The 11,912-nt window shown below is 64.8% G+C and carries 13 protein-coding genes; 4 read left to right on the top strand and 9 right to left on the bottom strand.

Translation table 11 applies throughout. From position 1 onward, the window contains the following. Window positions 1–101 precede the first annotated feature (101 nt). Complete coding sequence (locus ACJYUO_RS12560) at window positions 102–245, top strand: hypothetical protein (protein ID WP_494345700.1); 144 nt, start codon at window positions 102–104, stop codon at window positions 243–245. Window positions 246–316: 71 nt separating this feature from the next. Here the strand turns inward: ACJYUO_RS12560 and nucS are convergent, their stop codons facing one another. Further along, window positions 317–1,060, bottom strand: coding sequence for an endonuclease NucS (gene nucS / locus ACJYUO_RS12555; protein ID WP_494345699.1), 744 nt, complete (start codon window positions 1,058–1,060; stop codon window positions 317–319). 125 nt (window positions 1,061–1,185) lie between these two features. On the opposite strand from nucS, the gene ACJYUO_RS12550 reads away from it, so the two are divergent. Further along, window positions 1,186–1,725 carry a hypothetical protein gene (locus ACJYUO_RS12550; RefSeq protein ID WP_494345698.1) on the top strand — a complete coding sequence of 180 codons (540 nt, stop codon included), beginning with the start codon at window positions 1,186–1,188 and terminating at the stop codon, window positions 1,723–1,725. 86 nt (window positions 1,726–1,811) lie between these two features. On the opposite strand, the gene ACJYUO_RS12545 is transcribed toward ACJYUO_RS12550, so the two are convergent. Further along, the gene (locus tag ACJYUO_RS12545) at window positions 1,812–2,297 is read right to left on the bottom strand and encodes a DUF7984 family protein (RefSeq protein WP_494345697.1); all 486 of its coding nucleotides are present in this window, start codon (window positions 2,295–2,297) and stop codon (window positions 1,812–1,814) included. A gap of 359 nt (window positions 2,298–2,656) precedes the next feature. Here ACJYUO_RS12545 and ACJYUO_RS12540 point away from each other — a divergent pair, with 359 nt between their 5' ends. Next, the gene (locus ACJYUO_RS12540; RefSeq protein WP_494345696.1) at window positions 2,657–4,591 is read left to right on the top strand and encodes a beta-CASP ribonuclease aCPSF1; all 1,935 of its coding nucleotides are present in this window, start codon (window positions 2,657–2,659) and stop codon (window positions 4,589–4,591) included. 276 nt (window positions 4,592–4,867) lie between these two features. On the opposite strand, the gene ACJYUO_RS12535 is transcribed toward ACJYUO_RS12540, so the two are convergent. From ACJYUO_RS12535 to ACJYUO_RS12520, 4 genes are read right to left on the bottom strand one after another with little or no spacing between them, the layout of a single operon-like run. Beyond that, entirely contained in the window at window positions 4,868–5,671 is an 804-nt protein-coding gene (locus ACJYUO_RS12535; RefSeq protein ID WP_494345695.1) for an ABC transporter permease, read from the bottom strand. Further along, window positions 5,664–6,599 carry an ABC transporter permease gene (locus tag ACJYUO_RS12530; RefSeq protein ID WP_494345694.1) on the bottom strand — a complete coding sequence of 312 codons (936 nt, stop codon included), beginning with the start codon at window positions 6,597–6,599 and terminating at the stop codon, window positions 5,664–5,666. The genes ACJYUO_RS12535 and ACJYUO_RS12530 overlap by 8 nt, the downstream gene beginning before the upstream one ends. A 2-nt stretch (window positions 6,600–6,601) precedes the next feature. Continuing rightward, window positions 6,602–7,765 carry an ABC transporter ATP-binding protein gene (locus ACJYUO_RS12525; RefSeq protein WP_494345693.1) on the bottom strand — a complete coding sequence of 388 codons (1,164 nt, stop codon included), beginning with the start codon at window positions 7,763–7,765 and terminating at the stop codon, window positions 6,602–6,604. A 24-nt stretch (window positions 7,766–7,789) separates the two neighbouring features. Continuing rightward, window positions 7,790–8,932, bottom strand: a complete 1,143-nt coding sequence (locus tag ACJYUO_RS12520; RefSeq protein WP_494345692.1) for an ABC transporter substrate-binding protein — start codon at window positions 8,930–8,932, stop codon at window positions 7,790–7,792. Window positions 8,933–9,364: 432 nt separating this feature from the next. On the opposite strand from ACJYUO_RS12520, the gene ACJYUO_RS12515 reads away from it, so the two are divergent. After that, complete coding sequence (locus ACJYUO_RS12515; protein ID WP_494345691.1) at window positions 9,365–9,772, top strand: hypothetical protein; 408 nt, start codon at window positions 9,365–9,367, stop codon at window positions 9,770–9,772. Between the two features lie 194 nt (window positions 9,773–9,966). On the opposite strand, the gene ACJYUO_RS12510 is transcribed toward ACJYUO_RS12515, so the two are convergent. The 3 genes from ACJYUO_RS12510 to ACJYUO_RS12500 all read right to left on the bottom strand — a co-directional run bounded on the left by ACJYUO_RS12510 (window position 9,967) and on the right by ACJYUO_RS12500 (window position 11,912). Next, window positions 9,967–10,890: an endonuclease III domain-containing protein gene (locus ACJYUO_RS12510; protein WP_494345690.1), complete on the bottom strand. Its 924-nt coding sequence runs from the start codon at window positions 10,888–10,890 to the stop codon at window positions 9,967–9,969. Window positions 10,891–10,972: 82 nt separating this feature from the next. Next, window positions 10,973–11,386, bottom strand: a complete 414-nt coding sequence (locus ACJYUO_RS12505; protein ID WP_494345689.1) for a DUF371 domain-containing protein — start codon at window positions 11,384–11,386, stop codon at window positions 10,973–10,975. A gap of 157 nt (window positions 11,387–11,543) precedes the next feature. Next, on the bottom strand, window positions 11,544–11,912 hold the full coding sequence (locus ACJYUO_RS12500) for a hypothetical protein (protein ID WP_494345688.1): 369 nt from the start codon (window positions 11,910–11,912) through the stop codon (window positions 11,544–11,546).

The following is an 11,912-nucleotide window of genomic DNA, read 5'->3' as shown; positions in this document are numbered from 1 at the left end:
GAGTGAGTGGTATCGTGATGTGAAAGCAACAGTGATGGGACGGGTTCTCCAGTTGCGATGACCGGCACAACGCACAACCGCTTTGGCGACAATATAGCGGTATGACATACCGAACGACGATCGGGTGGTCGCTCATTACGTCGGGCATCGTCACGCTACTGCTGGCGTATCTCCCGGGACAGTCGTGGATGTGGGGGATCGGACTGCTCGTGCTGGGAATCGTCGTGTTCGTCGTTCGCCGGTAATCGGTCCGCGACGGTGGCTCGCCGGAGACTGCAGCCCAATTGTCCGGGAGCCGCTTTTCGTCCGATGTGTCTCACTCGGCCGGCGGCTCGAGCGAGACGAACTCGAGGCCGTGGTCGGACAGCAGCCGGCTCGCGCGGTCGGTCACCGAGGGTGCCACCAGAATTCCACGAACGGCGGCGTCAGCGTGGAGGTCGCGCTCGAGCGCGTCGACGTAGCGCCGGAGCTGGCCCGCCGCGTCGGGGCCGACCCGCCGGCGCTTCAGTTCGACGACGACCGCCCGGCCGGCCGAGTCCTCGCCGTAGATGTCGACCGCACCCGCGGGCGTGTCGCGCTCGGTCGCCAGCGGCGTGAATCCGGTCTCGAGCAGGTCTGGATCCTCGAGGATTCGCTGGCGGAGGTCCTCCTCGGTCCCGACGAGCGCGAGTTCGTTCTCGTCGGACCCCGAAAAGGCGGAGACCTGCAGCACCTCTTGAAACCGAACGCACAGCCGCTCGTCCGGCGTCGATCGCAGGCTCTCGAGGACGAGTTCGCCGTCCGCACAGGAGACCGCGTGGTCACAGCCCGGCGGCTGCCAGTTGACCGGCTGCTGGCCCTCGTCGGTGTGGACCAGCGCTGCGCCGTCGGGCTTGAGCATGACGTGGCGATGCCCCGCCTCGAGGCGACTCGAGGCCCGGCCCTCGTAGTCGACGGTACAGCGACCGTAGGCGGTCACGATGGCGTCGCGATCGATCCCGCGTGCGATCATGTCATGGGCGGCCGCCGGCGTCGGCCCCTGTCGGGTTTCCGTTCGCTGACCGTGCTCTGAATCCGTCACTGGCCGATCTTGGGCGGGGACGGACAAAAGGTACCCGCTGTCGGGCGGATACCGAGTGGCAGCGACGCGCTCGTCGCGGGCCCAACGCAGAAGGTATATTTTCGTTCGTCCCCGCGTCAGAGACGATGACGGACCTCTCGACTCGCCGTAACTTCCTCGCACTGGCCGGTACAGGCGCGGCCGCGTCGCTCGCCGGCTGTTCCCAACTCGACTCGTTGACGCAGTCGGACGAGTCAGGGGGCGATCCGGTCACGGTAGCCGTCTCTCCGGACCAAGAGGACCTCTCGAGTCTCAATCAGGAGTACCAGAGCGGAAACCTCACCCAAGAAGAAGCAGTGGCACAACAGCGCGAGTTGATCGAGCAGGCCGGGAGCGAGTTCGAGGACTCGGCGTCCGACCGCGATTTCACGATCGAGGACTCCGAGCCACAGTACGGCCTCTTCCGCGTCACCGGATCCGACGAGGCGATTATGGGCACGCTTCGAGACGGCACCGTCGACGGCATCTATCCCGGTGATCAGTACGAGGTATTCGTCCAGCAACAGCAACAACAGCAGGCGATGCGCGAACAACAACAGCAACAACAGGAGCAGGCAGCGGGCAACGAGACCAACAGTTCCGATGGCGGCAACGAGACGGAGTTGGGCAACGAAACGGCGAGCTAACTCACACTCGGCACATCCGAGGTACCCACCGTCCCCAGTGGTCGTCACGCTCTCGCCGGCGAGAGCGGTGGAGATTCAATGGTGGCTCAGCGCTCGAGGGCGAAGGGACTCTCCCGTTCGGTCCAGTTCCAGCCGGGCAGTCGCTCCTGAAACCCGGCGGCCAACGCCGCCTCGCAGTCGTCGATACCGGCGTTTTCGTCGGCATCGCCGTGGACCCGAACGTCGGCGTAGTGGAAGGTAGCCTCGCCGAGCGTTCGCAGCGGCTGCGGGCCGGCGATCGTCGCGGCCAGTTCGCGGCCGAGGAGTTCGTCGACTACAAATCCCGGATAATCACCCTCCACGTCGAGGGTTCGCAAAATCGCGACCATCGCGGCGACGTTGACGCCCAGATCGCCGTCCGCGAAGACGGCGTCGACTTCCTCGCGATAGCCTGCCTCGGAGACCGAATCGACATCCGTACCGAAGACCTCGCCGAGGTCGTCGCGAACGTCGTTGATGAGCGGGACGACGGTTTCGGCGCGGTCGAAGACCCAATCGCGTTCCTCGGCGACTCGAGCGGGTGAAACGTACATGTGCAGGTGGCGACTACGGTCCCCACGGCCCTGGTTTTTGCGAAGGCTTTTATACCACGCAAAGAATAGCGTCGAGTAAGCGGGTTCTCCCTGGAATTGTCCCGCACGGACCAGGATAACCGATCCGGGAGCATGTTCGTCACGACACGGAGTTGGATACGATGATTCGGGAGACGAACCGGCAGACGAGCGCCGTCGTCCCCCGCGGGCGATGCGGTGCGCTCTCGATTCCGGTACGGCGGCCGTCGGTTGGCCGCCGTCGAACCGATCTCTCTCGGCCGTCTCCGATCTCCGACTCCTGTCCTGACATCGTGTCCGGTTCCGGACGGTGAGTTCACGCAATCCACATTCGGCGACCTATGAGCACTGTAGAGCAGCAACTCGACGATCTCAAAGCACAGATCACGAGCGAGTTACCGAGCGATATCTCGGTCTCCTCGGTGAAATACGAAGGCCCGGAACTGGTGGTCTACACGCGCGATCCGAAGAAGTTCGCCCAGCAGGGCGATCTGATTCGGCAGCTCGCGAGCAAGCTTCGCAAGCGGATCACCGTCCGACCGGACCCGAGCGTCCTCTCGCGACCCGAACAGGCTCGCGAGGAGATCATGAACGTCATCCCCGAGGACGCCGGCGTCACCGACCTCGACTTCCACGCCGATACCGGCGAGGTCGTCATCGAGGCCGAAAAGCCCGGCATGGTCATCGGCCGCCACGGGTCGACGCTCCGCGAAATCACCAAAAACGTCGGCTGGACGCCTGAAGTCGTCCGCACGCCGCCGATCGAATCCTCGACCGTCTCGAACGTTCGCAGTTTCCTCAAGCAGGAACGCGACGAGCGCCGGGACATTCTCGAGAAAGTCGGTCGACAGATCCACCGCGAGGAGATGTCCGACGACGAGTACGTCCGCATCACGACGCTTGGCTGCTGTCGCGAAGTCGGTCGGGCCTCCTTTATCCTCTCGACACCGGAAACGCGGATCCTCATCGACTGCGGTGACAAGCCCGGCGCGGAAGGCGAGGTGCCCTACCTCCACGCGCCCGAGGCGCTCGGCGCTGGCCCACAGACCATCGACGCGGTCGTACTGACCCACGCCCACCTCGACCACTCCGCGCTGATCCCGCTCCTGTTCAAGTACGGATACGACGGCCCGATTTACTGTACCGAGCCCACACGAGACATGATGGGGCTGCTGACGCTTGACTACCTCGACGTCGCGGCCAAGGAAGGCCGCAGCCCACCCTACGAGAGCGAGCAGGTCCGCGAAGCGATCAAACACTGCATCCCCCTCGAGTACGGCGACGTCACCGACATCGCGCCGGATGTCAAACTCACCTTCCACAACGCCGGCCACATTCTGGGCTCGGCCGTCTCGCACTTCCACATCGGCGACGGCCTCTACAACGTGGCCTTCTCCGGTGACATTCACTACGACGACACCCGCCTGTTCAACGGTGCGGTCAACGACTTCCCGCGGGTCGAGACGCTCGTCCTCGAGTCGACCTACGGCGGTCGCAACGATTATCAGACCGATCAACAGGACTCCGAGGGGCGGCTCAAGGAGGTCATCAACGAGGCCTACGAACGGGACGGCAAAGTCGTTATTCCCGCCTTCGCGGTCGGCCGGTCACAGGAGATCATGCTCGTCTTGGAGGAGGCGATGCGCAACGGCGACATCCCCTCGATGCCGGTCCACTTGGACGGCATGATCTGGGAGGCGACGGCGATCCACACTACCTACCCCGAATACCTCCGCGACGATCTACGCGACCGCATCTTCCACGACGACGAGAACCCCTTCCTCGCGGAGGAGTTCAACCACATCGACGGCGGCGAGGAAGAACGACAGGACGTCGCCGACGGCGATCCGTGTATCATCCTCTCGACCTCCGGGATGGTCACCGGCGGCCCGATCATGTCCTGGCTCGGCCACATCGGTCCCGATCCGGACTCGTCGCTCGTCTTCGTCGGCTACCAGGCGCAGGGGACGCTGGGCCGACGCATCCAGAACGGCTGGGACGAGATTCCCACCAGCGAGGTCGGTGCCATGGGTAGCGGCGACGGCCGCGGCACCCTCTCGCTGAACATGAACGTCGAAACCGTCGATGGCTTCTCCGGCCACGCCGACCGCGCCGGCCTCGAGAACTTCGTCAAGACGATGAACCCACGCCCCGAGAAGGTGCTCTGTGTCCACGGCGACGAGCGCTCCACGCAGGACCTCTCGTCGGCGCTCTACCACGACTACGACATGCGCACCTTCGCGCCGAAGAACCTCGAGACCTTCCGCTTCCTCTAAAGAAAGCCCTCGCGAGCGCCTGGCGGCGCTCGCGTCGCCCTTTTCATGTCCACCAGGCCGCACCGCAGCGCGGCGCGCAGGTTCGCGCGCCGCGCGGTCGGCCTGCCCTCCCCCGTGACTCGAGCGCTCGCCGATTCGGCGAGCGCTCGAGACGGCCACTGCACTGCTCGTAGCCACTGTCACAGGATTGCTGCCGGCTGCTCGAGTTCACTACGCTACCGACTGCTCGAGTCGGTCTGAGACCGCGTAAAAAGGAGTCGAATCGGAAACGGCCGATCAGGACAGCTGTTTCGAGAGCCAGTCCAGGTTCGTGGCGATCGTTGCGATCACGATCGCGATGAGCGAGATGATGATGAGAAACGTCGAGACAACGCTCACCATCGGATCGAGCGACTGTCGGATCTCGGTCCAGGCGACGACCGGGATGGTCTCCGTGCTCCGACTCGAGAGGAACAGCGCCATCACGAACTCCTGGAGGCTGATGATGAACGCGAGCAGCGCGCCGACGAAGATCCCGTGTTTGACGTTGGGGAGGACGGCGTAGACGAACGACCGGATCGGCCCCGCGCCGAGGTCCTTCGCGGCGTCGAGGAGTTGCCAGTCGAACCGGCTGAACACCGATCGCATCACGAAGTAGACGAGCGGCGTCGCCCACAGCGTGTGCGCGAGGACGATGCTCAGGTACGACGCCTCGAGGCCGGCCCTGACGAAGTAGACGCGCATCGAGATCCCGAGGATGATCGGCGGGATCAGCAGCGGCACGAGGACCAGCGGCGCGAGCACCTGTCCGGCGCGGCCGTCGTCGATTTCGTGGCCGAACGCGGCCGTGACCCCGAGCGTGGTCGCGACGATCGTCGTCCCGACGCCGACGAGGAGGCTGTTGTCGAAGGCCGACAGCCAACGGGTCTGCTCGAAGAACGCGCGGTAGTGGACGAGCGAGTAGCTCTCGGGCGGGAACACGAGGTTCCCCGACTCCGCAAAGGAGGTCACGACGACCACCGCGAGCGGTAACAGCATGAACGCCAGGATCGCCAGATAGCCCGCCCGGAACAGGGCGTTCTCGAGTTGTTCTCTATGCATACTCGAACTCACCTCCGAAGTAGTTGAGCGTAGCTGTAAGAAGGACGACACTCACGAGCATCAGGAGCAACATGACGACCGCGTACGCGGTCGCAACCTCCCACTGGAGGTTCGACAGCAAGCGCTGTTCGACAACCAGTGCGAACGCCTTGGCCTTGTTCTGTCCGTCGCCGAGGAGCCCCGGCGCGGCGTAGGCACCGACGCTCCACGCAAAGGAGATCACCGTCGCGACGATGATGCCGGGCATCGCCTGGGGCACGACGACCTCGAGCACCGACCGCGGGCGGCTCGCGCCGAGGTCGCGAGCGGCTTCGACGATCCCCCAGTCCATCGTCGCGAGAACGCTGTAAATCGCCAGTACGGCGTAGGGCAGGACGATGTAGACCTGCCCGACGACGACGCCGACTGTCCCGGGGACGAACTGGATCGGCTCCGAGATGAGGTTCAGCGACAGCAGGACGTCGTTGAGCGTCCCGTTGGGCGAGAGCAGCGGCATGAACGCGTAGGTCTTGATGACCAGCGTCGTCAGCAGTGGCAAGATGACCGAGAACAGCAGCGCCGACTTGACGACCCCCTCGGACCGCCAGATCGCGTAGGCGTAAAACGTCGCGATCACGACCGTAATCGCCGTCGCGAGCAGCCCCAACTTGATCGAGTAGGTGATGGCGTTCAGCAGTACGTCGGTCGTAAACACCTCGCTGTATCCGGAGATCGACCACGTTCCCGGCGCGTAGCGGAGATCCTGTGACCCGTCCGTGAGGCTGATCCGCAACAGGATCAGAAACGGCGCGACGAACAGCAGCAACTCGAAGACCAACAGCGGGGCCATCAACAGCAGCGCTCGCTTCGATCGGGATCGCTCCCGCAGCGACTCCCAGAGTCGCGCGATCGGGGCCGGCAGCGCAGACGACGAGTGCGTTCCTGACATCGTTACAGGTCGACCCTCGAGCCGTCGTCACGGAATGCGAGGACATCCGCGCCGTCCCAGCTGATCCGGATCTCGTCGCCGGCGTCGAACGCGCCGGAGTCGGCGACAGTGCGTTCGACGAACACCGACGTGTCTTCGACCGCGACGGAGTAGCGGACCGTCGAGCCCCGATAGAGGACGTTCTCGATCGTGCCGACGACGGCGTTCGTCGTGCTTCCATCGGTTCTGACCGGCTTCGCCTGATCCGCGTCCGATCCGCTTTCAGTCCCGTTCGAGTCCGCCGACTCGATCGAGAGCACTTCGGGACGGAGCGACAGCGCCACCGACTCGCCCTCGGCGAGGGCGTCCGCGTCGTCTGCGTCGCCCGTCGTCGGGAGAACGACGTCGCGACCCAGTTCGGTTTCGACGGAGACCGACTCCGCCGTCGTCCGCCCGACCTCGCCGCCCACGAAGTTCGTATCCCCGAGGAAGCCCTCGATGAACCGGTTCTTCGGGTTCTCGTAGACCTCGTCGGGCTCGCCGACCTGCACGAGGTTCCCGTCGGCCATGATGCCGATCCGGTCGGCGAGGGTAAACGCCTCGTCCTGGTCGTGAGTGACGTGGACGAACGTCTCCTCGAGTTCCTCGTGGATCTCGCGGAGTTCGATCTGCATGTCCTCGCTGAGCCGCTTGTCGAGGTTCGACAGCGGCTCGTCGAGCAACAACACGTCGGGGTTGACGGCGAGCGCCCGTGCGAGCGCGACGCGCTGTTTCTGCCCACCGCTCAGGTTCATCGGGTCGTCGTCGGCGTACTCGCCCATCCGAACGCGCTCGAGCATCTCGCGGGCGTGCTCGCGGCGCTCGTCTTTCCCCTTCCCCTGCATCTTCAGCCCGAAGGCGACGTTCTCGAGGACCGTTTTGTGGGGGAACAACGCCCAGTCTTGAAAGACCGTCGCGGTGGTGCGTTCGTAGGCCGGGCGGTCGGTCACGTCCTCGTCGCCAATGTGTATTTCGCCGTCGGTCGGCGTCTCGAGGCCGGCGAGCATCCGCAGCGTCGTGGACTTACCGCTGCCACTGGGCCCGAGCAGACACAGTAGTTCGCCGTCGTCGATCGTCACCGAGACGTCCTCGACGGCGAGCGTGTCTCCGTACCGTTTCTCGAGTCCGGAAAGCGTGATTTCAGACATGAATGTAGTGGCGGTGGCGACCGGTTAGGCGTTCGACTGCAGTTCGGTGAAGTCGTCGGAGAGGTCGCCGCTGTGATCTGCGAGGAACTCCCAGTCCGGGAAGGCGATGTTCCGTGCCTCCTCGCTGTTGCTCGGCAGATCGTCGGCCAGGTCGCCGGCATACTCGGTGTTCTCGTTACAGAACAGGGTGGGCATCTCCTCGGACCACGCCGTCTGGACCTCGGAATCCATGAGGAAGTTGATGAACTCCTCGGCCTGATCGCGCTTGTCGGTGCCCTTGACGACACACCAGTGGTTCAGGTAGCCGGTCGTCTCCGCCGGCATCGTGTGGGTCAGGCCGTCGTAGTCGTCGATATCGTAGGCCGTCTGCTCGTAGTACCACTGGGCGACGTCGATGACATCGTTCTGGAACGCCTGCCAGATATCCTCGCCGGAGCTCGCCCAGCTCTCGACGGGCCACTCGCGGACGGTCTCGAGGACGTCGTCGTGGAGGTCGGGGTCGTGCATCTCCTCACCGAGTTCGGCCTCGTCCATACCGACGGCGGCGGCGTACATCGGGTACCACCAGAAGCCGGTATCGACGCCGACGCCGTTGCTTTCTGCCACGGCCGCAGACGAGAGGTCGGCCCACGAGTCAGGCTCGAAATCCATCCCCTCGCGGTGGATAATGGTACAGGGAGCGCCGTCGACCGGCATTCCGTACTCCGTGTTTCGGAACTCCGTGTAGTAGTCGATGACCTCGTCGAAGTTGGGAACGTTGTCGGTCCTGATCTCGTGGAAGAGATCGTCCTGTCGGCCGTAGTAATAGAAGTTCCCCTCCGTGATTGTCACGTCGTACGGCGGGTCGTCGTCCGGCGCGGTCTGAATGTCGCTGAGGATGTTGTTCCACCCCGGCTCGAGTTGGATCTCCGCGTCGAACTCGTCTTCGTATCTCGAGACGACCGATTCTTCGAACCGATCGGCGTAGTTTCCGCTCCAGACGCTGACGCGCAGCGGGTCGCTGCTCCCGCCGGAGAGGAGTTCGGTACAGCCGGCGAGGGCGGTCGCCGAGCCGGCCGCAGTCGCCGACAACAGCCGTCGGCGCGAGACGGCGCTTCGCGCTCGGTCAGTCGTCGAAGTCGACTCGCACCCGCTCGTCTCTGCATCCCGATCTGGGCCTGCAGGCATTGGTACCCCGGGTCTACCCCGATACCGACATATAACCGTTGTGAAGTCCAGAAAACGTGTCACGAATCACGCATGGAAACCTGAAGCCCCCGACTACGGCGGTATCGACCCCGTCCACGGTTCGACTTCCCGTCCGGAATCGTGGCACGGAAAACCATGCCGTATCGAAGGTGACAGCGTCGAATCGGCGGTCGAGCGACTCGAGCAGCGACATAGATCAGCCCGGCCGCGGGATCGAACGAACGCTCGTTGTGAACCACTCACAGATCTGTCGCGTTTCCCCGCTCTCGTCCTCTATTCCACCCCATCAGCGTCGCCTGATCCGCTCGGTACATTCTCGACCGGGACGGCTCGTGATCGAGTCCCATCCAAATATCAGTACAGATACTCCGCCCGAACGGTTTACAAACAGCGTACAGGAACGGTATGGACATGACCGCGACAATCGTCGAGCAGACCGAGGCGTACACGATCAAACGGGCTGACGGGCTCGGTGTGCCGATTTTCACGTACAACGAATACCTCTCGGGGGAACGGCTCCGGGATGTCGCCCGCAGATGGGAGGCGATCATCGAAGCGGCGGGCGTCGAACGGTACGTCGTCAACACCGAGGAGTTCATGGCCCACAAAGAGGAGGACAAGCAGTGGCTCGGCGAGACCTGGCTGCCGAACCTGATCGACCACGGCGTCAGGGCGGGGGCCGGGGTGTACGCAGACTCCGCGATCTCGAGTCTGGATATGGGGCGCATCGAATCGACTTTGAATGCGATCGACCCCGACTTCGAATACCGCACGTTCGGAAGCGAAGCGGACGCGGTGGCGTGGCTCGCGGACCAGTAGCGAATCTCCTCTTCTGTTCGCGTCGTTGCGAGCCGGCATTCGGGAGTTGGCGACGGTCACACCCGGTCGCGAAAGCGCGGCTATCGTAGCGCGTGAAAGTCACCGCACACCCGATCGCAGGCTAGCGTTGCGTCCGGTGTGTAAATCGTCTCGAGCGCTACGATAGTAACGGATCGGCAGGCCATCTCGAGCGCTCACTCGCTTTCGGGAGCGGCGGCGGGATCGACGACCTCGTCCGTCGCGGGATAGACGCCGACCTGCTCGCAGATATCGGCCATCGGACAGGCGTCCGGGTCCTCGAGGCAGGCGGGTTTGCGCGCCGTGCAGTACTCGCGGCCGAACTGGATGGTGGCCGTGTGGCCGAATCCGCACTTTTCGGCGGGCACGTCGCGCTCGAGGACGGCCCGAACGGCTTCGTGGTCCGCGTCCGGCGGTGTGATCCCCATGCGGCGGTAGATCCGGTGGACGTGCGTGTCCACTGGAAAAACGCCGCCGCGGCCGCCTGCGAAGAGCAGGACGCAGTCGGCGGTCTTCGGCCCGACGCCGCGGACGGAAAGCAGCGTCTCGCGGACGATCGAGGGCTCCTCGTCTTTGACGAAGGTATCGAACGCGGCGGCCGAACCGAACTCCGCGAGGACCCACTCGGCGGTGTCGATGAGCGTCTCGGACTTCTGGTTGTACAGCCCCGCCCCGCTGATCGTCTCGGCGAGGGTCGACTGCTCGGCGTTCGCGAGCGATTCGGCGAGGTCGACGCTATCTGATCGCGGTTGCCCGCTCACGGCTTCGCCGTTCGCGTCATCGAGGCCCTCACGCCGTTCGCGCCTCGCACCGCTCGCGTTGTCTGCGTCGCGTTGCGACGCACTGCCATCGTACCGCTCGATCAGCGCGTCGTGGGCCGGCTGGCTCGCCTTGTCGCTGGTGTTCTGGCTCAAGATCGTCCGGACGAGACAGGTGAAGGCGTCTCGACCGCCGTACTGTTTCTGCCAGAACAGTTGCCCCAGTCGGTCGACGACTTCCTCCGCGCGGGTGTCCGCGGTCGCGGGATCGAACTCGGCCGCGACGCCGCCGCCAGTTGCCCCGCCGCTGATGTTGACTGCGGGCTCCGGATCGTCGCTCATATCGCCGCATTAGGGCCGCGGGGTCAAAACCGCAGCGGAGCCGGGGGCTCGAGCCCGCGGCCACTGACCGACCTGCGAGCGATCACTCGACGGAAATCGTCACCGTCGCCTCGGCTCCCTCGGCCAGCGCGTCGACGAGGTCGCGGTCGAAGCCCTCGGCCGCGAACTCGGCATCCACGACGATCGTCCGGTCGTCGACGTACTCGCTCGTGCGCCCGACCGCGCTGCGCTCGTTCGTGAACTCGAGGTCGGGATCGCCGCGTCCCTCGACGGTTTCGGTGTGGCCGTCGGCCTCGACGGTGACGGTGATCGTCGCCGTTTCGTTCTGGCAAGCCGCGACGAATTTGGGGTCGAAATCGGCGGGAGTGCGGTCGGCTTCGATCGCGAGGATACAGTCGCCCGCGGGAGTGAGGTAGTCGTCGGTCGTCACTTCGAAGGTGCTCGCGTGCTCGGCGCTGACGTGCTCGTGGCCGCGAGCGTGAATGACTTCGTCCATGGACGGCGGTTCGTTGCCGGGCGGAAAACGCCCTCGAATCGCGGTCGGCACCTCGTGTGCTGCCAACTCGCGATCCGCGGATCGATCGGTCGGGTGTGGATCGGTTCTGCTGGTGCTCCTCGTCGGCGAGCCCACGGTGCCAGCGGGACTGCCCAGCTTACGAGCCGGACCGATAGCCGGCCCGAAACTCCCGCACGGCGGCCCCGAGCAGGTTCCCGACCAGGACGTACATCAGGAGTACGATGAACCCTGTTCCCCAGTCCGCGTGCAGCGAGTCGCGGACGAGACCACCGAGGACCACGATCGCGGCACCGGCGGCTGCGAGAATGGCCAGTCCGAGTTGAAGGGGGGACCCGCTCGTTCTGTAGAGCAGGTACTGCGGGAGGCCGACGCCGACGGCCAGATAGATCGCGATTCCGGCCCCCGTGATCCCGAGCACTGCGGGGCTCCCGGTGATCGCGCCGACGGTGCCGGCGAGCACGATCGCGGCGACGAGGCTGCTCCCGACGGTCAGGGTATCGTTCAT

It is taken from the genome of Natrinema sp. CRL1 (genome assembly GCF_059162405.1).
This window is presented reverse-complemented; position numbering and strand designations above follow the sequence as displayed.